This is a genomic window from Bacillus sp. NPDC060175, assembly GCF_042728695.1.
GTDB lineage: Bacteria > Bacillota > Bacilli > Bacillales > Bacillaceae_G > Bacillus_A.
Genome location: NZ_JBHWYR010000049.1, coordinates 1 through 21,586, shown reverse-complemented (window position 1 = coordinate 21,586; position 21,586 = coordinate 1). Strand labels below are relative to the sequence as shown.

The following is a 21,586-nucleotide window of genomic DNA, read 5'->3' as shown; positions in this document are numbered from 1 at the left end:
CATGTTTATGAAAGAAATAAGTATAAAGAGGGTGTCCCCTCTTTATACGAAAAAACAACAGAAAATTCAGTCTATTTACTCTGAATTGACGGTTCTGTCTCCTTCATCGTTAATTCTCTCTCTAACACCGGTACTGGATAATCAACACCATCTTGCTTTTTCAGCGTTATAGAATATAGAGTTTGTAATGCTTGATGATCCTTCTCTCTAAATTTCATCTTTCCTTTCGGTGTCTCAAATTCCATCCCTTCCATTTTCTTAATAAGTGTATCTACATCTGTATCGCTCTTCGTTTTCTTTACAGCTTCGACGATAGAAATTGCCGCTGACATTCCTCCTGCTGTAAACAGATCTGGAACAGCACCATTAAAACGTTTTTTATGTTCTTCTACTAGCCAATCGTTCACCTTATTCTTTGGAAGTGAGTGATAATAAACGGAAAACCCTTGCATTCCTATTAGCGCATCCATCGTTTTTAATGCTGGTATATCAGGTGCACCAGTAGAAATTTTAATACCTTGTGCTTCCACATTCATATCTTTCAACTGTTTCCACGGTGAATTCGCACCTGCCCAAACGATAAATAAATAATCCGGTTTTGAGCTAATAATATTTTGAATATTTGCAGTGAAATCAGTTGAATTTGTATCTGCGTATTGCTCGTTTACAATATTCGCCCCTAATTTCTTCGCTCCCGCTTTAAATGCTGCAATTCCTTCACGACCGAAAGCATTATCTGGAGCAAACGTCGCAATCTTTACATCTTTTTTAGCAATTGAGGCAGCCCCAGCAATCGCATCTTGCGAAGAGTTTCTTCCTGTTCTAAAAATATATTTATTCCAGTTCTTCCCGGTAATACTATCAGCAACTGCCGGTTCTACAACCATAATCTTTTTATACTCTTCAGCTAGTGGTAAAACTGCTAATGTATCACTTGAACTAGATGATCCGACTAAAAAGTCAACTTTCTCTTCTTCTAATAATTTCGTAGCCTTCTTAACCGCTACATCTGCTTTCGTTTCCGTATCTTCTACAACAAACTTAATCTTCTTTCCTTCTACTTTTCCTGTTCCACCAGTTGCATAGTCTAACCCTAATTCAAATCCATTTACCGTTTGTTTTCCATACGATTCTAGTGGACCTGTTAACGAAGCAAGAACCCCTACCTTAATCGTTTTTTCATCTTCTGTACTTGTCTTCTTTCCTGAACAAGCTGCTGTTACTAATAACGACCCTAAAACACAACCAGTAACCACCGTTCTTTGCCATTTACGTTTTTTCATCGACATTGTGATCCTCCCCATACTTTACTTTCTGATAGAATCAAACACGACAAATTCCCTTGTCTGTAATCATGTCTTTAAAATTGGTAATGGAAAACTCTTGTAGTAACCTCTACATTCGGCACAAATCTATAATCACCTTCCTATTAAATGGAAACGGACATACAATCAATATATATTCCGTTGTTCAAATGAAATTACTGTTTCATTACAGTAATCATCACGCAAAAAGCTGCAAATAATTAACTTAATTCATTAAGTCAATTATTTGCAGCTTACCTAAAAAAATGATTAATTTTTTTCGACTTTCTCTAACCCCTCAACCAATTGCTTCTTATCTAACCCTTCCCCTATTACTACCAAGTTTGTCGGGTAACCGAAGTCTTGTTCCAATAAAGTCGGTACCCCAAATGAATATTGGAATAGGTGAGGGTATTTATCTCCATGGAATTTCACAAAACCTTTCACACGATAAATACTATCTGGTAAATTCGAAAGCCATTCATATAATTTGTCTTGATCAATCGATTTCGTAAATTGATACGTCATTGTTTGTATATGTAAATGCTGTTTAACATGAAGTGTCTCATGTTCTCCACCACTCGCAAATTCAGCTTCTTCTATATCATTTAAAGATATATTACAATACTTTGTTTCAAACAATTTCGCATGATTATTTATTGCTTTTACATCTTCAAATACTTTTCTCTTATCTTCATCTGTTAATAAATCTGATTTGTTAATAAGAATATGACTTCCATATTTCATTTGCTCATGTAATAGCTGTTGTACATTTGCACTTAATATACTTCGGTTTAACCATCTTACTGCATCTAATACGACTACTATGGATTTCACTTCAAGGAAAGGAGCTAAAATTGGTGATACACATGCATCTAACACTTCAATTGGATGTGCGACACCTGTTGTTTCTATATAAATTACATCTGGTCTTTCTTGTTGATATAAAGAATGTAATTGTATTTCAAGCTCTTCTTTCAACGTACAACAAATACATCCTTTCAGAAGTTCCCTTAACACATTCTCTTTTCCAATAATATCTGTATCTACCGAGTATTCACCGATTTCATTCATTAACACGGCAACTTTTCGATTTTTCTTCTTTTCTGCTAATAATAAATTTTGCAGCAATGTTGATTTTCCACTACCTAAAAAACCACCTAATATATGAATTTCTACTTTACTCATTCGACCGACCATCCATTTCTCTACTTCAAATTTCTTCAAAGCGTAATTATTACGATTTATACTTATCATTTTATTAAAAGAATACCTATTTGTAAACAAAACTGCTAGATTATCGTTTCATTTTCATTCACTTCATGAGCAACTCTAATTCCAGACTCAATCGCTCCTTGCATCCATCCATGTGTTAACGTCGTATGTTCTCCTGCAAAGTGCACCCTGCCAGCTGGCGGCGTAATATATGGAAATAATTCAAGCTCTTGCCCTGGTTCAAAAGCTGTAAATGCTCCGCAAGAATACGGATTCTTACTCCAGCTAAAAGATTCCCCTGTAATAAACTCACTATAGACCACATTCCCATAAATTTGCGCTAAATTTTTCAATGCATAACGAATACGATCTCTATACGTGAGACTATCCCACGTTAACGCTTCATCTGCCCACGTATAGCTTGCTATAACGATAGCTGCCCCTGGTGACTGAATGCCATAGCTCGGATAATATGTAAAACGTATCGGTAAATCCGTAATAGATTTCCCACCACACTGCCCCACTCTTTCCCAAAATCTACTTTTGAACTCTATCGCAATTTTAGTCGCTGCAATATAATTTAATTCACGAATCGCCCGCCTTTTATAATAAGAGAATAAATGATATGGCTGGACTTCTACAAATCGCAAAGCTGAAAATGGAATTGTGACAATAGCGATGTCACCAGTTACTATAAATGAATTTAACGTTTGTTCATGTGTTACTTGCATCATTACTTTATTATCTTCTTGTATTATTTTTTCTACTTTATAGGACATAAAAATATTATCCTTTAGCTGCGGCAAAAATGAATTTGGTAATGCATCCATCCCGCCCGTTATCTCGTAATATTTCGCCGTTGAAGTAAAAAAAATCATTTCTCGTAATACTTCAATTAAAGACATTCCCATATATGCTTCCATATCAAGAAGTACTCCGATCATATCTATTGCTCCATCTGAATAATACTCGGTTAAAAATGCACCGAGCGAATACGTTTTATACTTTTTTTCAACGATAAGCCAGTTTTTATTAGGGTCCTTCTTAATATAATTTAGTATTGGTTCTAATACCTCAAGCATTAGCTCTTCTGCCGTTTTTCCTCTTTCTTTATCCAAAAGCGGATATTCAAGTACACTTGGATCATTTTCAAACACATTCAATCTCGTTTTAATGTTATTCGTATAAATTATATCTGAAGAAGTTTTATTAATAAAAAGATTTAACGGTAGTTTAAATTTACGAATATAGGCTAAAGTTAAATCATGAGTATCCGGAATACGCATAGGACCTGCGTTAAAATATAATCCTGCGCTAAATGGTTCACGAATCGTATACACCCTGCCACCTATTCTGTTATTTGCTTCTATAATCGTTACCTCGTGCCCAGCCTCTTTTAATAAAGATGCTGCAACTAATCCAGATATCCCTGCACCGGCAACTGTAATTTGTTTGGGGTTATTCGTTTTGGCAAGCCCTTCATGAATAATTTGAAGCATTTTTTCCATCGATAATGGATTCCCCATGCCAATTCCCCTTTTACGAAGGATTTTACTGAATTATATTCGTTTAGCAGAATTCCTATGTTTCATTCAAGTAATTGAGTGGATACATTTTCAATCACTTGAATATCTTTTATAAAATGTAATAAAATAGATATGAAACTATAGAAGTAAGACGTATTATCTTACATAATAAAATTTATGAAATAGCGAGGAATTTTGAAATGAAAAAAGGTATTAACCGTGTTGTATTAGTAGGAACAGGAGCAGTTGGATGTAGTTATGCTTACTGTATGATTAACCAAGCTGTAGCTGAAGAATTTGTTTTAGTTGATGTAAATGAAGCAAAAGCTGAAGGAGAAGCAATGGACTTAAGCCATGCCGTTCCTTTCGCACCTGCTCCAACAAAGGTTTGGAAAGGTAGTTATGAAGATTGTAAAGACGCAGATCTTGTTGTAATTACAGCTGGATTACCACAAAAGCCAGGTGAAACACGCTTAGATTTAGTTGAGAAAAACGCTAAAATTTTCAAGCAAATTGTTCGGAGCATTATGGATAGCGGCTTTGACGGTATCTTCTTAATTGCAACAAACCCTGTAGATATTTTAACTTACGTAACTTGGAAAGAATCTGGATTACCGAAAGAACGCGTAATCGGTTCTGGTACAACTCTTGATTCTGCTCGTTTCCGCTATATGTTAGGTGAGTACTTCGATATTGGACCTCATAACATTCACGCTTATATTATCGGAGAGCACGGTGATACAGAACTTCCGGTGTGGAGTCACGTATCAATTGGTATTCAAAAACTACAAACGCTTCTTGAAAAAGACAACACATATAACCAAAAAGATTTAGATGATATTTTCGTAAACGTTCGTGATGCAGCTTATCACATTATTGAACGAAAAGGTGCTACATACTACGGCATCGGCATGTCACTTTTACGTGTTACGAAAGCAATCTTAAGCAATGAAAACAGCGTATTAACTGTATCAGCATATCTTGAAGGTCAATACGGCCAACAAGATGTTTATATCGGCGTACCTGCTGTTTTAAACCGCGGCGGTGTTCGTGAAATTTTAGAAGTTGAACTAAGTGAAGAGGAAGAATTAAAATTCGATCACTCTGTTCAAGTATTGAAAGAAACAATGGCCCCTGTTCTTTAATCATATTTTTCAATCAAAAAAGCAATCCGATTTATATTGGATTGCTTTTTTATATTTTTATAGTTCCCCCTCAATTTAAACGGTAATATTATCTATAAAAAGGAGTGATTTCATGAATGGTTCTTGGACAATTGCAATCCTCTTGCTAGCTGTAGCATCCTTAATACTTTTCCTCTTCTTAATCATCAGAACGCTATTTCCAACTAAAAAATATGATAAGAATCTCGGATTGATTCTAATTATTTTAAGCTTGTTAGCAATACCGATAAGTATCTTCCTTATAGGCGGATGGGCAGGTATGGGAGTTGGCGTAATTGCATTGTTTATTTTTGCTGCTGTTATTATAGCTTTAATTGCAAATACCTTCATTAAGCTACCTCCGCCAAAGAAAAAATAATAAATGACCGATGTTTTCATCAAGAGAAAACATCGGTCATTTTCTATCATTTATTGTCTTTAATCGGTTCATCATTATTTACATCAAGTACATCTAATAAAAAGATAAAGATTGGTATTCCGATAATAAGCCCCCATATTCCGAGGAAATGCTCTGAAAAGATAAGAATCATAAATGTATAAAATACTGGCAAATTCGTTTTTGCAGACATAAATTTTGGATTTAAAAAATAACTTTCAAGAGCGTGAATCACTGTAATGAACACTAGTATGTATACAACATACATAACCCCGCCGACGTTATAGGCAATTATACAAAGTGGAAACAAGGAAATAATAACACCAGCAACTGGAATCAAACCGAGTAGAAAGACCATGACAGCCAATACAAGAAGCTGTGGAAATCCTAAAATGACAAGTGCAATTACAGTGAGCACACAATTTACAACCGCAATTAAAAACTGTGCTTCAATCACTTTTCCGAACGATCTTGCAAACCTTTCACCGAAATATGCAATCTCCTCATAAAAAATTTTCAGCTTACTATCTTTAAATTTCGAAGTAAATGCTATAATGCGTTCTTTTTCTAATAAGAAAAATAAGCTTAAAATAAGAGAAAGTAGTATTTGTAAACTAACTTTTCCTATGTTTGCTATCGATTGATAAATGACATCTACACCTTGTTCGATGTATTTCGATACTTCCATACCATTAATTGTTGAAAGTGCATATTTAATTATCTCGTTATCAGGTGGGTTTTGAAAAAACAATTTAAATTGATAAATTAATTGTGAAATTTGTATCGTTAGTACAGGTAAATATTTATATAGTGTAGTTACAATAAACGTCACTAACACAATATATAAACCAGCAATAACCACTTTCCTATTTACTTTCAATTTTTTCGAGATAAACTTTTGAAATCGATCCATCAAAAACGTGAGAATAAACGTAATTAATATTAAATTAATCATACTTTTTAATCCATACAATACAAGCACTAATATTATTAAAACGAGAAACCGTTGAAACCCTCTACTTCGAAAGAAATTTTTCACTTCATTCATTAAAAATTAACCTCCCCCTTCAATGGATGGAAATTGGATATATTACATTTTATGAACTTCTATAGACAATCTTTCTTACTAATTAGGAAGAATCCTTTTTTTCTTTTTTTATGTCTGATTTTTCATCTAATACTTTTCTAAAAACTATTTTTCCACTCTATATTTTAGGAGAACGTCTATTTTTAAACTGTTGCTCCTTAGTAGATTTTTCATATTGAAAAAAGAGAGTTATCTATTACTTAACTCTCTCTAGAAAAATGCTAAATGAAAGCTTAATTATTTCAATCTAATCATTTCTTTTTTGCAATTGCTTCGCTAACAATTCCTTCACTTGGTTATACGTTAACCCTGAATTTCTGTTTAAACGTTTTACTTCCTCGACATCAGTACCTACCACTGTATATTTTTTCGCATCACTCATATTTCCACTCCCTTTTTCACCAGATCATTTCTTATATTTCTTCCCTAAACTCTTATAAATTAACACAAATAAGCTGTACTAAATTAAATAGACTAAACAGAGGGTATTATGTTCAATAGCTAAAGGGAGTTTAGTTGCATAAGAGGAATAGATAAAAAAATGTCGAATTTATTTATTTGTTGAAATTGAGAACTTGGAGGATACATTTTGAAGAAATATGAGTTTAAAAATAGCATTCCAACATTGGAAGAGTACAAATATTTGTGCGAGTCTGTTGGATGGACTAATTATATGAATTTTGAAGTGGTGGCAACATCACTGAAGAATTCTATTCATTGCATCACAGTCAAGGATAATGAACAAATTGTGGGCATGGGGAGAATTGTTGGTGATGGGGCTATCTACTTCTATATTCAAGATATAGTGGTTCATCCAGATTATCAGAAAAATGGTATTGGGAAAGAAATAATGCATATTTTGGTTGAATACTTAAATCAGAATGCCCCTGATAAGGCGTTTGTCGGTTTGTTTGCATCACAAGGTAAAGAATCTTTCTATGAAAAATATGATTTTAAAGATTACTCACCAAACATGACTGGGATGTTTACTGTCATTTCGACAAAATAAACATAATAGATTTTTAATTGTAGGAGAAGACATCCATCAATATTATAGGAATTGTTCTCGCAGTAACCCTTTCATTATTAAGCTAAAAGGATACTTATCTTCAATAAGATTTTCCCAAATCGGGCGTGAATATTAAATAAGAAAGGACAGTACATATTATATTTGACTAATATGTACTGTCCTTTCATTTATCTAACTTTTTTTAATTTTGATCTTGAATTGTATTTCTTAATAAAATTTCACTACATCTTCAGTAGGTAAGAATGTTCTTTCCCCTGGTTGTTCATTTGGCTCACCAAATGGCATTTGTCCTACTAAGCTCCACTCTGCTGGTATGTTCCAAGTTGCTTTCACTTCAGCATCTACGATTGGATTGTAATGTTGTAATGACGCTCCAATTCCTTCAGCAGATAATAGCATCCATACAGTATGTTGTAACATTGCATTTCCTTGATGAGACCAGAATGGGAACTGATCTTTATATAATGGTGCATTTTCTTGCATTTTTTCTACTGTTGCTTGATCTTCAAAGAATAGTACTGTTCCTACACCTGCATGGAAGCCTTTTAGTCTTTCTACAGTCGCTTCAAAGTTTTCTGCTGGTACGCGTGATCTAAGCGTTTCTTTTACGATATCCCAAAATTTTTCATGCTCTCCATCCATTAATACGACCATACGGCCACTTTGCATATTGAAAGATGTTGGTGCATGTAAAGCTGTTTTTAAAACTTCTTCAATTCTTTCTTTCGTAATTGCATCGCTTTTTGTTACTTTACGAATTGAACGACGGTTCACGATTGCTTCTTTTAAGTTTGTTGTAGTTGCTGACATTTTAATTCCTCCAAATATATGTTTTATTATTTTTATTTAAACAAATCAACTTGATTCTTTCATGCAAAACGAATTAGCAATATCCATCCGTATTACATTGCATACCTTCAAATGAATTTGTTTTATCCTTTTCGATTTCTTTATCAATTACTCTTTGTAACGTTTCTTTACTAGCAAGCCCTTGAATGACTTCATCACCAATCATGACAGTTGGTACCGCCATAATATTCGCTTCATCATATGCATGCTGAATTGCTTCTTGATGTTTTTCTTTATATTTTCGAGTTACTAAAGCATCTTTAAATTCAGCTTCAGGAAGCCCTACTTCTACCGCTAGTTTTGTTAACACATCAATATCTTCAATGTTTTGTTCTTCTTGGAAAAATGCGGTGAATACGCGGTGATGATACTCATTTCCTAGTCCACGTTCTTTCGCAAATTCACATCCTTCAAAAGCTAAATGTGTATATGGATGCGGTGAAACACGTGGCAGACGCATTTCAACCCCTAATTTTTTTGCAGTAGGAAGAATGAAAGAATCCCATGAACCCAACTTATCTGGCTCGTTCCAAGGATCTATTTTAGAATATGGACTTGGACGCAATTCAAATGGCATCCATTCAATTTCCACATCTTTCTCTTTCGCTACTTCATCTAATGGACCTTTTGCTAAAAAGCAAAACGGACATATAAAATCTGAGTATACTTTCATTTTCACAGCCATATTATTTGCACCTTACCTTCTTTTTATTTTCAGATGTAACCATAACAGTTACAATTTTAAGAAAAAAATATGCATTCTCTTTTAGAGACTTGCGATTATCATATTATGCATTCATTTTTTGTTGTAAAGATTCAAATAACTGCCCCATCGTAATATTTCTCAAAACTTCTTCCATCGCGGATTGTGCTTGAATTAAAATAACTTCTAACACCGCTTGAATATTCGCTCCAATTGGGCAATCTGGATTCGGTTGCTCGTGAAAATGAAATAGTTTGTCTTCTTCTACTACATTCACTGCATGGTACACATCTAACAATGTGATTTCATGTAAATCCTTTAATAATCCCGCGCCACCTGGTCCGCGATTTACGTAAACAAATCCAGATTGTTTCAAGTAAGACATTATTTTACGAATGACTACCGGATTTGTATTTACACTTTCGGCCATATAGTCCGAAGTGCAAACTGAAGATGGATTGTTTTTTAAAATAGATAAAATATGAACAGCTATAGAAAAGCGGCTACTAATTTTCATCGTAATCACCACCCGATGTAATCATTATAGTTACAACCGAAAAATAAGTCAATCCTTTTTATAGATTTTTTATAAGCAAATTAAAAAAGTGTCCCATTATGATATATGAGACACCTCTTTTTATTCTGCAAATAACTCTTGGAATTCTTCAATAAATAGCTGTACAGCGAGTGAAGAATCCTTTAATGAAGGAACAGCTAAAGCAATTTCTCTCCATACTTGTGGTTCCAATTCTCTCGTTTGTATATTCTTTGATAAACTCGTTAAAGATAACTCAGCCAAAATTGCGATTCCCAATCCTTCTTGAATCATATTTAAAGCTGTTGTAACTGTCGAAATTACATATTCAGCCCGAAGTGGTACGTTCGCTTGTTTAAACATATCAATAATGGGAGGTTCATATCCACCCTTACATAATATGATTGGTTCATTCTCTAAATCACTTATTGTAATAGATTTCTTCTTACACAAAGGATGATCCTCTCTTAAGACAACAACCATTTTCCCCTTCGTTAAGGGCACGATCTCCATATCTTTATTAGGCAAAATAACAATTCCGATATCAATTACTCGTGATAATAGCCAATCTTCTACTTCTTTAAGTGTACCTTCGCAAAGAACTAATTCTAAATTCGGATACTTTTCACGAAAGATATTAATCATTTTAGGTAAGAAATATGCTGAAGCACTCGGAAAACTCCCGATTCGAATCGTTCCAACTTCATGCCCCTTCTCCATCGCAACTTCTTGCTCAATCTTCTCCACACCGTTCAAAATTTCTCTAATATGTACAAGAATTCGGTTTCCCACCTCTGTAACGATTAGCCCTTTTCGTTTATCACGTATAAGAATGGTAACCCCTAATTCTGACTCAATGCTTGAAATTGCATGACTTACAGCTGGTTGCGTCATATTCAACATCCCAGCAGCCTTCGTAAAACTTCCTAATTCAACCGTTTTAATTAAAACTTGAAGTTGTGTAATGGTCATAACTAATTACTTATACTCCCCATAAAAAAGATTCATTTTATTTATTACACTCGATATCATATCATAGGGAAATGAATTACAACAAGGAGGTCTTACAGTGACACAGCTTTCTCGAACTAAAGCGACAATAATCCTTACATTTCTCGTTATTATGTGGGGAATTAATTGGCCGTTATCTAAATTCGCTCTGCATTACACACCACCCGTACTCTTTGCAGGGATTAGAACTTTAATAGGAGGATTTATCTTACTTATTTTCGCATTACCGAAATACAAACAATTAAATTTAAAGGAAACTTGGCATTTATACTTTATTTCATCTTTACTCAATATTATTTTGTTTTACGGACTACAAACTGTCGGACTTCAATACATGCCCGCCGGACTCTTCTCCGCAATCGTATTTCTCCAACCTGTCTTACTCGGCATTTTCTCATGGATTTGGCTTGAAGAGGCAATGTATGGCTTGAAAATTTTCGGACTTATTCTTGGATTTATTGGTGTTGGGGTTATTAGCTCTAGTAGTTTAACTGGACATATTTCTATTATCGGTGTACTACTTGCTTTAGGATGCGCTATCGGCTGGGCACTCGGCACAGTATTTATTAAGAAAACCGGACACCGCGTTAATGCCATTTGGATGGTAACACTTCAGCTTATTATTGGCGGATTTTGCTTAATCGGATTTGGTTCAGAATTTGAGAGCTGGTCTAACATCGCTTGGAGTATACCATTTGTAAGTGTACTACTCTTTATTTCATTCTTCGTTATTGCAATGGGGTGGCTTGCTTACTTCACACTTGTAGGAGCTGGTGAGGCAAGTAAAGTTGGGGCTTATACATTCCTTATCCCTCTTATCGCTATTATTGTAAGTTCAATTTTCTTACATGAGGCCATTACAATTAGCTTATTCATCGGACTATTATTTATTGTGGTGAGTATTTGTTTTGTGAATATAAAGCCGAAAACACTTGCTGTAAGGCAGCAAGTTGAAGTGAAATAAATAAACGTGAAAAAGAGCCTACTGCTTGTAGGCTCTTTCTTATACCTTACTTTTTACGACGTACTACAAAAACAAACGTACCCACCGAAGATACAATCGCTAAAACTGATAACACAATTGCTATTGTTGATATATTACTTGTACCTTCATTTTTTCCCACACTAGATACTTCTCCATGTTCTCCAGTTAAGGACGTACCTTTTGCAATTGTAGTAACTGAATGCGGTTTTTCAGCTTTCTCATCGCCTGTCCATTCAACAATTTCTCCGTCTTTATATTGTTGATATGCATCCCAAGCTATTTTTTGTTCTTTATCTGGGTTTTTAGCAACGAAAGTAAATCGTTGGAACTGACCAGATAAAATCCCTTCCCCTGTCGCTTCCCATACTACAGTTTTAACTTTTCCAGCTCCATCTTTTTGCTCTTCCACTTTCCATCCTGACACTGGTTCATACTGTTGAAACTCAACGCCGGACGGTATTTTTAGTGTGACTTTTGTTGTTGCCACATTTTTTTCAACTGGTACCTTTATTGTGTAGGTTTCCCATGAGTTAGCATCCGAATTTGCTGGTTGCACAGTTACGTGAGCACTAACAGGTAACGAAAAAATCCCCATTGCAATTATTGTCGCTATCATTGTTGTTCCTAATTTTTTTATACGTCTCATTTTCTTTTACTCCTTTTCATACATAACTTCTGCTTATCTGCCGCCTACAATAAATTTAAAATCTGTATCGAAACTATCAAGAGATTTTGTTAATCCATGAACATGTATATTCCAGTTTCCTGTCATGTTAATATACATCCCTTCCGTTTCATATTCTCCCGGTGTAACTACCGAAACTTTAAATGAACCTTTGCCCATATTCATATCTAACGATTGAGTCGTCAATACAATTTGTTCCATATCAGTAACAGGCTGTCCGTTCTCATCCTTTAAAGTAATATGGAATGTATTTTGTCCTACCTTATTAGGACTTACATTTAGAGTAAGTTCATAGCCATTATCTAATTGCTTACTCTCTGTATATGGTCCAGCAGGGGGCATCGGCGGGGTTTGTACATTTGTCATAAAGGCTACGATTACGAAAACGATCATTCCGACAATAAACTCTACTTTCAGCGTAGCTCCTAGTTTTTTCTGAGCTCCCATTCTCCCTTTCACATAATGAAAAATCCCTAATATCCCCATGCAAACGAATAAAAGTATCTTTGTTAATAAAGCTAACCCATACTTCGTATCAAATAGGGAATGGATTGCAGGAATGAAAAATGTGCTATTAAAAAGGCCCGTTATTAATAGCACAATAACAGCACCTGTTGCCCATGGTGAAAAACGCTTAATCGCATCCCAATACTTAGTCCACTTATCATCTTCTTTACGTAAAAGAAGAATAATCGATGATAGACCACCAATCCATAATGACGCTGCGAATAAATGTAGAAAATCCATAACGACAGCAACATCTTTAAACTTTGAACCATATGCATGACTATTAAAGGCTTTCATAACGAGTAACCCAATAAACAATACAATTGGAAGGCTCCATACTTTAAACGACGAAAGCTTCTCACGCTTCACCGCAAAATATGTAACAATCATAAGCATACTAATAAGAACCATTTGAGTTTTCCATACATAACCAAAAACAGAAAGCTGTAATGTTTCTTTTAATAATAAAGGATCGAATGCTTCTAACCATGAAACATCAGCATTTATTTTCGCTTGCAATGGTAGATTGAATAGTAAACTAATGAATATACCAAATAATGATATCCAAATTATCTTTTTACTTCTCGATCGGACTTCTATTGCATTCTCTTTATACATAATAAGATTAAAGAATAGAACTCCTAAAAATAGTGCGAAGCTTGTATATAGAATCCCACGTCCCATAATCATATCGACCTGCGGGATATACCCCATCTCTTCTACTTGTACATCTTCTGCTCCCGATTCGGCTAATCCAACCTGGAACGGAATAACCCCTTGAATTGGATGTCCGTCAGCTGAAATAACTTTCCACTGAATAGAGTAGAGACCATTTTGGAGATTCTCTTTTAACCCAGCTTCTAATAATTTTTTATTTCTTTTATCAATATGAGCATCTTTTAAATCTACTCTTTTACCTGAGGTATCTCTTACGTACAATGTATTAAAATGTGAAACTTGAATATCCTCATCGAATTCAATTTTCACAACAGATGGTGCTTTCTTCAACTTTTCATTTTCCGTAGGGTTTGATTTCACAACATACGCATGAGCAGATGCGCTTTTTGGTATCAATATGATCAACACGCACGCAATTAATAGCCATGTCCCTATCCTTCTCATTACTTTCACACTCATTTCACTTCTTTCTTCGTCATTGCTACACTTTCATTACTTTTACTTCTCAAGTTTGAATCCAGGGCAAAATGTTAACTTGATTAAGTATAAATTTCTATACAGTTCGACTCTTAAGTTACCCCTCACCTCTGAACTTCTAATATAATAGTAACTACTTTCATATATATAACTTATATTTTTAAAGCTGATTGTTATTATAACATAAAATATATTTATGTTATCTCCCGCATAAGAAAAGTTATCGTGAATCATTTGTGAAGAAAATGTGAAATACATAAAGTGAAACTTTAATCAGTGGGACTTTTACGGGCATTCGATCTCCCACCTAACTCCCTCGCATTCTCCGACTTTTGAAGTGGGAATCTTATTGCCAACAAATAGCGGGATAAATAAAAAAGGTATTACGTTATTACGCAACACCCTTTCTCCATAATACACTTCCTTTACTTCTCTTCCGGATAATCACAATAATTAATGATCGTTCCCTCTGTATCCGCTAGGTTAAGATAAATTAATCTTCTACCCTGCTTATTCATTCGAAGTGTATGCTCTTCCATTCAAATACCTTGTTCTTTAAATATGCTGTGTTTCAACACATTCTTTCCCTATTTTTAAATTTCATTTTCTTTTTTAGGGTTCATTTCAATTATTTTCAACAGCTGTTGTACCCTTTTATCATATGTATGTTCGATTAGCGTTCTCTTCAGCCCTTCCATCGCAATTTTCTTTCTTTGTGCCGGGTTCGATAAATATCTTTCAGCTTTCTCTATAAAATCAACCGCTGAGGTAAATGTCTCAATTTGTACCCCTGGAATATAACACTTTTCTAAATCTGAACGAATATCCGTCATTTGAAAAGAACCTGTACTAGCTATTTCGAATGTACGATTATTAATAGAACAAGCATTTACTTTTACTCTATTTCTATTAAATGTTAAATCCTCTATCGAGCGATGTATATTCATGTTGATTTTACTTTTTTTGTAATATTCTATACTGTTTTCGTAAACCAAAAATGGTAAAAGTAAAATTTTATCTTTCAATAACTCATAACTTTTTAGTCTATCCCAATTACAACCTATAATTAGAGTGTTTTTAGTCACTAAGTACTCTGCAATTGAATCAATAAATGCGAGCCGATTATCAAAAGCAGTCCCTATGAAACTAATATCAAATATGTATTCCTCTTCCCTAAGTATCGGCGTATATACAGGAGGTTCTGCTGCTAAAGGCAAATAATATACATTATCACAACCTAAATCTTTATAAAAATCAATACATCCTGTATCTTGCGTAAACACATAATCATAATCAAGCACTAAGTTTTTCGTCACATCTGTAAAGTAAGGGTCATCTGTAAGCCAGAGTGCAGTTTTAAAGTTATATTGTTTTAAATCTTGAATGCCCTTACTTATCCCTTCTTCAAAACCATGAAATACAATAATGAGTGCCGGTTTTATCTTTAAAGCCGTTTTCACCAAGTTTTCGTATGTTACCATCGTTACATTACGAATTGCCTTTTTCAAACTATTATATATAGATTCCTCTAGCACCGGAAAATAGACAGGAACACTAGATGTAACAAATAATACGTTAAAATTTTCAGCACTATTTGAAATCTCCACAGATAACCACTCTCCAATACATGAAATTCACAATTTATATTATACGTATTGCATAAAATATATAGTTGGTTATAAAGCACTCTTTTTCTTTCATATATTACTGTGCAAAATGAGGATTTCTTAGCCTATAGTCGGCTCCATTTGCTCGCAAATACTAAAAAAAATCATGCCCACTCCTACAGGATAGTGGATAGCTTCTCATAATATATATTCAACATTCCGAAATACTTTCGTCGAAATATTGAAAAGTATACAAATAAAAAGGCGTTACATTAGTACGTAACACCTTTCACAAAAATATACTTCCTTTATTTCACTTCCGGATAATCACAATATTCAATAATTGTCCCTTCCGTATCCGCTGGGTTAAGATAAATTAACCTTCTACCATGTTTATTCATTCGAAGCGTATGTTCTAACGTTCGAATACCTTGTTCCTTTAATTCTTCTAAAGCTACATCTAAATCATCTACACGATACGCAACGTGATGGACACCTTTCCCTTTTTGCTTTATAAATCGTGCTATTGGCGAAGTTGTATTATTCGTTGGCGCAAGTAATTCGATTCTATCACCATCAACTTCAAGAATAGCTACTTCGCTTTCCACACCTGGTGCTTCACTTACGTATCGATCTATTAAAGTTCCTGATAAAACCTTTTCATAAAAATGTATCGTACTATCTATATCTCGAACTGCAATGCCGATATGATCAATTGTTTTTTTCATTTTATTTCCCCTACTACTTTATTTTTTCTCATTATTAATAGTAACAAAAAAAGTTATAGAATCAAATTCTATAACTTTTTAAATTCAACCTATTTTCTTATTTGCTCTAGCTGCTGGTTGAACTTGATTTTTCATTTTTAAAACGCTAATGCCATATCCGATAAATCCACCGATAATCGCTGGGAAGATCCAGCCTAATCCTACTTCCTGCATCGGAAGGAATTTAGTGAACACTTGGCTTACCACTTCAATGTTAACTCCAGCTGCACTTAATCCATCAAATAAGCTGATGATAAATGTTACGATTAAGCTCACTTGATAAACTTCAGCTCTACCTTTGAATAACGAGTGGAAGAATGTTAAGAAAATCAGCACGATTGCTAGCGGATAAATTGCTGTTAATACTGGAACAGAAACTGCGATTAATTGTGTTAATCCTACGTTTGCAACAATTGCACTAAATACACATAGCGTGATTGCAATTGCTTTGTAAGGAATATTTGGGAATAACTTATGGAAGAATGAAGAACATGCTGATACAAGTCCCACACTAGTTGTTAAACAAGCAACTGTAATCATTAACCCTAATAATACTCCGCCATATGATCCGAAATAGTAGTTAGAAACTTTCGCTAATACTTCTCCGCCGTTCTCTAAATGTCCAAGCTTCGCAACACTTGAAGCTCCCATATAAGAAAGAGCTGTATAGATAATTGCTAAAATAGATGCTGCAATGATTGTCGCTTTTGCACAAACGACCATAATTTGTGTTTTCGTTTTCGCACCTTTTTCTTTAATTGCATTAATGATGATGATTCCGAATACGAATGATGCGAGCGTATCCATTGTTAAGTATCCTTCTTGGAATCCTTTGAAAAATGCATGTGATGTATATCCTTCAACTGGTGCTTGCATTTCTCCAATCGGATTAATAAAAGCAACGACTACTAAAATACCGATGAATGTCAATTTAATTGGCGTTAATATTTTTCCAACAATATCGACAATTTTCGCAGGATTTAGCGAAAAAAAACAAGTGATGCTAAAGAATATAATTGTAAAAAGAATTAAAGGTGTAGAACCTAACCCCTCTGGCATGAACGGCTTAAGACCAATTTCATAAGAAACATTACCCGTTCTTGGTATTGCAAATAACGGACCGATCGCTAAGTATAAAACTGTTGTAAACACAATCCCGAATACTGGGTGAGCACGACCTGCCAATGACTGTAAATCGTCTTTACCTGAAATCCCAAATGCTAATACACCAAGTAGTGGCAACCCCACTCCTGTTACTAAAAATCCAGCGTTAGCAATCCAAACATTTTCGCCTGCCGATTGACCAAGCATCGCTGGGAATATTAAATTCCCTGCTCCAAAAAATAGTGCAAACAACATTAATCCAATAACTACTATGAACGAAAACGGTACTTTATTCGCCATAATATAACCCCCATTCAAATTTCCTTATCTCATTTTCCAATTTTAACTAATTGAATTTTCTGAATATTTAATTTAAGTATTAACTATTCTTGAACTCATTATAGTTTGATATATAATATTTTGCAATACTATTTTCAAACTTTTCTTTTACTTTATAAATATACATTTTTTAACATAGAATATAGACTAAAAAACCAACATGGTCATCCATGTTGGTTTTTCCATTTACTATCATTAATTAAAATTTCGCAGCTACTTTTTTAACGTTTTCTAAACCTTCTTCAACAATTTGTTGTGAGCGATCTGGATATTGATTGTGTCCTTCAATTACAACTGTCTCTGGATTTGTAATTCCCCAGAATCCAAGTACAGTTGTTACATAATTAACTGCCATTTCCATAGGAGCCATTTGCTCTGAAGAGTAATCTGAACCACGAGCACCTAGTACAACTACTTTCTTATCACCAGCTAAACCTTCTGGACCATTCGCTGTATATTTAAACGTTTTTCCGGCTTGAGAAAGGTATGAAATATATGTGATTAATGGTGCGGGTACTGTGAAGTTCCATAATGGGAACGCAAATACAACTTTATCAGCTTCTAAAAACTGATTTAAATATTGATCTACTGTAGCAACGGCCTTCTCTTCTTCAGCTGTTAACTCCATTCCTTGACTACGTTTATATCCACCTGAAATTGCGATATTTCCGTAATAAGGAAGATCTAATGCAAATAAATCTAACTCTGTAATTTCTGTATTTGGGTTCGCTTCTTTATAAGTACTTACAAATGTTTCATACATTTTTGAACTAATTGCTTGCTCCGCTGGACGATCGTTTGCTCTTACAAATAATACTTTTGACATTGTTTTATTCTCCTCTACTTTCGTAATTTCTTCTTTTTTACCAAATAATGAGCTAAATAATCCCATTTTCTTCACCTAATCTTTCTTTTCATATTCATTATTCATCATCATAAAAATTCTTATTCTAAGAAAAAGTTCCAATAGATACCTTCATTTAAGGAACCTAAAACTTTTTATTATTTAATTACCTTATGTAAGTGATTGTAATATAGCCACTTACTTTAGTCAAGTAACTTTTAATTAAATATAACATCTCGGATTAAAAACAATAACTAAAATACAATTAAACAGCCAATACAACTTTATTACTTGTATAATAAACTTAGAGAGGGAAATTTATATTTAGAAAGGATTTATTCATGAGCACTATAGAAAAGATTCAAACTTTTATTATTCTTTTTGCTGTTACATGCGGCATTGTACTCGGACAATTTAATATCATACATATGTATTCAGACAAATTTATTGTCCCCTTCTTATTTTTCATGCTATATGGATTATTCCTAATCATCCCATTGAAAGAAATTAAAAACGGATTTCGCAATTTAAAATTCGCCGGAACAAGCCTAGGTATTAACTTTATATGGACACCTTTTCTCGCTTGGGGATTAGGCGCGTTATTTCTTTCAGATCACCCAGCACTTTGGGTTGGCTTTATTATGTTAATGGTTACTCCATGTACAGATTGGTACTTAATATTTACTGAAATAGCGAAAGGAAACGTAGCACTTTCCACAGCAATTTTGCCTGTAAATTTAATTTTACAAGTATTATTGCTACCCGTATATTTATTTTTATTTGCCGGTGTAATGAAGACTGTAGCGTTTTCTGTTTTAGTAGAAAGTATCGTTATCGTAATTGTCTTACCATTTTTACTTGCACATGCTACAAAATTCATTATGAATAAAATGAAAAAAGCTGAAACACTCGAGAATAAAATTATTCCGTTTTTCAGCTCTGCTCAAATTGTATTTTTAAGTTTGGCAATTGTAGCGATGTTTGCATCACAAGGTAAATATTTACTCCAAAATATGAATGTTGTTTTATTATTACTCATTCCTGTTCTATTGTTCTTCATCATTAATTTTTTACTAGGACAATTTATCGGGCGCATCCTGCATTTATCTTATAAAGATACAGTAAGTTTAAGCTTAACAACATTAGCAAGAAACTCGCCTGTTGCGCTCGCTATTGCTGTGACTGCTTTTCCAGACGAGCCTCTTATCGCACTTGCACTCGTTATCGGACCGTTGATTGAGTTGCCAGTACTTGCTTGTGTTTCACAAGTGTTGTTGCTTATTAAGAAAAAGCAGCAATACGCATAATAAAAAAACGTCCCACTTTGGGACGTTTTTTTATTGTCGAGAAATTCTATAAATGCAAAATTGAATTATCGGCTCTAAAGATTTTATACGTTATAGAAGATTGACTTTTCGTTATATTAACAGATCCTTTCTAATTAAAAATTATAGGAAAAGTAAATATAACGAACGCTGCCCAAAGTCCGTAGATTGGCAAATACTTCGTAACAGCATCTTGGATAGCTGAAGGTCCGGATTTGTTTTGTAGAAAACGCATATAGGAGAGCATAATCCAAATTAGATTTGCCCAAATAAGTATGTTTACTCCTAAAACAGCAAGTCTATTAGGCGTAATCCCATAAGAAGAAAGTCTGAACACGATGGCTGACAAAGCCACACTGTCAACGATAAGCGCAAGAACAATTAAGGCAAAATTTATATAATCTGAAATGTTCTTTTTCTCGTCTGAGTCGCTCTCGATAATGGAAAATATGGTAACGGCCAATACACCAAGGAGTATTCCGTTGAAGACTATCAGGAAATTGCGGTCCAAGAATGGATTTTTTCCGACCCATATAACCGTTATTAGATAGAGCAACAATGTGATCAGGACAAGAGGACTAAAAATTTTAGCTATATATGGTGTAATATTCTTAGCAAGTTTCAGATTCATTGATACCAGGTATGCAGCCACAATAGCAAGAGCGGCAGCACCAAATAAAACAACATTACTAAAATAGAAGTCTTCTATATTCAAGTCAACAAACCTAAATAACTGCATGGTTAATACTGCTAGTATCATTCCGCTAACTGCCATGCTGGCGTAGAGAATACAATATTCCAAATTAAATTTAATATAAGCTAATCTTGTACTGCCTTTTGAATATTCATTTCCTGTAAACGCAAGCCCTACCACTACCCATAAGAATATAGGAAGGTGGAAATAAGCAAGGATAATACTGTCTTTATAATTTAATGGCAGCATATTAAGATAAAGCCCAGAAATTAGGAACAACGCTGCAAGGGAATAAATAACACTTTTTTTCGGAGTATTATTGTAAACAAAATAGGCAGCAATAAAGGGAATTATACCAAAAGCCAGGTTAATCGGAGCAATTGCTTCCTGTTCGACAAAGTGGAAAATGATTCTGGTGCTTAACCCGGCTAGAATAGCTAGAATGCCCATAAATAAGAAACCTTTTTGAAACAAAGATTTTTTTTCTGTATTTGCCATCTCCTTAAAATGCAACCTTTCATACCAAGCACCTAGAACCTGAGAATCCGGGTTTTGGTCCCATGCTTGTGAGAATGACTTTTTAAAGGCTTTCGGGTCTTTTCTATACATTCTCTCCAACTCATGAGGGTTATCAATATTTTCAACAATCAAATTGTTAATGTCCATAGTTATACCTCCTCTAATTTTAAAAACAACGTTGTTACCTTTTCCATAAAAAGCACCTCTCTTATTTATTATGATTTTAATATAAAAT

At 34.2% G+C, this 21,586-nt stretch carries 21 protein-coding genes and 1 pseudogene; 5 read left to right on the top strand and 17 right to left on the bottom strand.

Features of this window, described 5'->3' with window-relative positions:
- Nucleotides 1–71 precede the first annotated feature (71 nt).
- From ACFWDE_RS21375 to ACFWDE_RS21365, 3 genes are all read right to left on the bottom strand, one after another.
- The gene (locus ACFWDE_RS21375; RefSeq protein WP_377894547.1) at nt 72–1,289 is read right to left on the bottom strand and encodes a substrate-binding domain-containing protein; all 1,218 of its coding nucleotides are present in this window, start codon (nt 1,287–1,289) and stop codon (nt 72–74) included.
- A 285-nt stretch (nt 1,290–1,574) separates the two neighbouring features.
- The gene (locus tag ACFWDE_RS21370) at nt 1,575–2,492 is read right to left on the bottom strand and encodes a CobW family GTP-binding protein (protein ID WP_377894545.1); all 918 of its coding nucleotides are present in this window, start codon (nt 2,490–2,492) and stop codon (nt 1,575–1,577) included.
- Nucleotides 2,493–2,596: 104 nt separating this feature from the next.
- The gene (locus ACFWDE_RS21365; protein WP_377894543.1) at nt 2,597–4,045 is read right to left on the bottom strand and encodes a flavin monoamine oxidase family protein; all 1,449 of its coding nucleotides are present in this window, start codon (nt 4,043–4,045) and stop codon (nt 2,597–2,599) included.
- Nucleotides 4,046–4,245: 200 nt separating this feature from the next.
- On the opposite strand from ACFWDE_RS21365, the gene ACFWDE_RS21360 reads away from it, so the two are divergent.
- On the top strand, nt 4,246–5,190 hold the full coding sequence (locus ACFWDE_RS21360; protein ID WP_002012312.1) for an L-lactate dehydrogenase: 945 nt from the start codon (nt 4,246–4,248) through the stop codon (nt 5,188–5,190).
- A gap of 112 nt (nt 5,191–5,302) precedes the next feature.
- Complete coding sequence (locus tag ACFWDE_RS21355; RefSeq protein ID WP_377894542.1) at nt 5,303–5,587, top strand: YesK family protein; 285 nt, start codon at nt 5,303–5,305, stop codon at nt 5,585–5,587.
- Nucleotides 5,588–5,633: 46 nt separating this feature from the next.
- Here the strand turns inward: ACFWDE_RS21355 and ACFWDE_RS21350 are convergent, their stop codons facing one another.
- Nucleotides 5,634–6,653 carry an AI-2E family transporter gene (locus ACFWDE_RS21350; protein ID WP_002148743.1) on the bottom strand — a complete coding sequence of 340 codons (1,020 nt, stop codon included), beginning with the start codon at nt 6,651–6,653 and terminating at the stop codon, nt 5,634–5,636.
- A gap of 286 nt (nt 6,654–6,939) precedes the next feature.
- A complete protein-coding gene (locus ACFWDE_RS21345; protein WP_002064871.1) occupies nt 6,940–7,074 on the bottom strand; it encodes a hypothetical protein in 135 nt (44 codons plus the stop codon).
- Between the two features lie 207 nt (nt 7,075–7,281).
- Here ACFWDE_RS21345 and ACFWDE_RS21340 point away from each other — a divergent pair, with 207 nt between their 5' ends.
- On the top strand, nt 7,282–7,701 hold the full coding sequence (locus ACFWDE_RS21340; protein WP_377894541.1) for a GNAT family N-acetyltransferase: 420 nt from the start codon (nt 7,282–7,284) through the stop codon (nt 7,699–7,701).
- A gap of 228 nt (nt 7,702–7,929) precedes the next feature.
- On the opposite strand, the gene ACFWDE_RS21335 is transcribed toward ACFWDE_RS21340, so the two are convergent.
- From ACFWDE_RS21335 to ACFWDE_RS21320, 4 genes are all read right to left on the bottom strand, one after another.
- On the bottom strand, nt 7,930–8,532 hold the full coding sequence (locus ACFWDE_RS21335) for a nitroreductase family protein (RefSeq protein ID WP_002064868.1): 603 nt from the start codon (nt 8,530–8,532) through the stop codon (nt 7,930–7,932).
- 73 nt (nt 8,533–8,605) lie between these two features.
- A complete protein-coding gene (locus tag ACFWDE_RS21330; protein WP_078173167.1) occupies nt 8,606–9,256 on the bottom strand; it encodes a DsbA family oxidoreductase in 651 nt (216 codons plus the stop codon).
- 103 nt (nt 9,257–9,359) lie between these two features.
- A complete protein-coding gene (locus ACFWDE_RS21325) occupies nt 9,360–9,791 on the bottom strand; it encodes an Rrf2 family transcriptional regulator (RefSeq protein WP_002148752.1) in 432 nt (143 codons plus the stop codon).
- A gap of 120 nt (nt 9,792–9,911) precedes the next feature.
- Complete coding sequence (locus ACFWDE_RS21320; RefSeq protein ID WP_377894539.1) at nt 9,912–10,781, bottom strand: LysR family transcriptional regulator; 870 nt, start codon at nt 10,779–10,781, stop codon at nt 9,912–9,914.
- A gap of 97 nt (nt 10,782–10,878) precedes the next feature.
- Between ACFWDE_RS21320 and ACFWDE_RS21315 the strand changes: the two genes are divergently transcribed.
- On the top strand, nt 10,879–11,784 hold the full coding sequence (locus ACFWDE_RS21315) for a DMT family transporter (RefSeq protein WP_002148757.1): 906 nt from the start codon (nt 10,879–10,881) through the stop codon (nt 11,782–11,784).
- Nucleotides 11,785–11,830: 46 nt separating this feature from the next.
- On the opposite strand, the gene ACFWDE_RS21310 is transcribed toward ACFWDE_RS21315, so the two are convergent.
- The 7 genes and pseudogenes from ACFWDE_RS21310 to ACFWDE_RS21280 form a co-directional block, all read right to left on the bottom strand.
- On the bottom strand, nt 11,831–12,451 hold the full coding sequence (locus ACFWDE_RS21310) for a YcnI family copper-binding membrane protein (RefSeq protein ID WP_377894538.1): 621 nt from the start codon (nt 12,449–12,451) through the stop codon (nt 11,831–11,833).
- A 33-nt stretch (nt 12,452–12,484) separates the two neighbouring features.
- Nucleotides 12,485–14,134 (bottom strand): copper resistance CopC/CopD family protein, encoded by a 1,650-nt coding sequence (locus tag ACFWDE_RS21305; RefSeq protein ID WP_377894537.1) that lies wholly within the window; start codon nt 14,132–14,134, stop codon nt 12,485–12,487.
- Nucleotides 14,135–14,577: 443 nt separating this feature from the next.
- Nucleotides 14,578–14,685: pseudogene (locus ACFWDE_RS21300) on the bottom strand (glyoxalase); the annotation flags it as partial.
- A gap of 60 nt (nt 14,686–14,745) precedes the next feature.
- Entirely contained in the window at nt 14,746–15,759 is a 1,014-nt protein-coding gene (locus ACFWDE_RS21295) for a CgeB family protein (protein ID WP_377894536.1), read from the bottom strand.
- A 308-nt stretch (nt 15,760–16,067) separates the two neighbouring features.
- The gene (locus ACFWDE_RS21290) at nt 16,068–16,487 is read right to left on the bottom strand and encodes a VOC family protein (protein WP_085310475.1); all 420 of its coding nucleotides are present in this window, start codon (nt 16,485–16,487) and stop codon (nt 16,068–16,070) included.
- Between the two features lie 84 nt (nt 16,488–16,571).
- Entirely contained in the window at nt 16,572–17,930 is a 1,359-nt protein-coding gene (brnQ, locus tag ACFWDE_RS21285) for a branched-chain amino acid transport system II carrier protein (protein ID WP_377894533.1), read from the bottom strand.
- 238 nt (nt 17,931–18,168) lie between these two features.
- The gene (locus ACFWDE_RS21280; RefSeq protein ID WP_002148771.1) at nt 18,169–18,861 is read right to left on the bottom strand and encodes an FMN-dependent NADH-azoreductase; all 693 of its coding nucleotides are present in this window, start codon (nt 18,859–18,861) and stop codon (nt 18,169–18,171) included.
- A gap of 293 nt (nt 18,862–19,154) precedes the next feature.
- Here ACFWDE_RS21280 and ACFWDE_RS21275 point away from each other — a divergent pair, with 293 nt between their 5' ends.
- Nucleotides 19,155–20,120 (top strand): arsenic resistance protein, encoded by a 966-nt coding sequence (locus ACFWDE_RS21275; protein ID WP_377894531.1) that lies wholly within the window; start codon nt 19,155–19,157, stop codon nt 20,118–20,120.
- A gap of 130 nt (nt 20,121–20,250) precedes the next feature.
- On the opposite strand, the gene ACFWDE_RS21270 is transcribed toward ACFWDE_RS21275, so the two are convergent.
- The gene (locus ACFWDE_RS21270; protein WP_377894572.1) at nt 20,251–21,498 is read right to left on the bottom strand and encodes a DUF4153 domain-containing protein; all 1,248 of its coding nucleotides are present in this window, start codon (nt 21,496–21,498) and stop codon (nt 20,251–20,253) included.
- Nucleotides 21,499–21,586 lie beyond the last annotated feature (88 nt).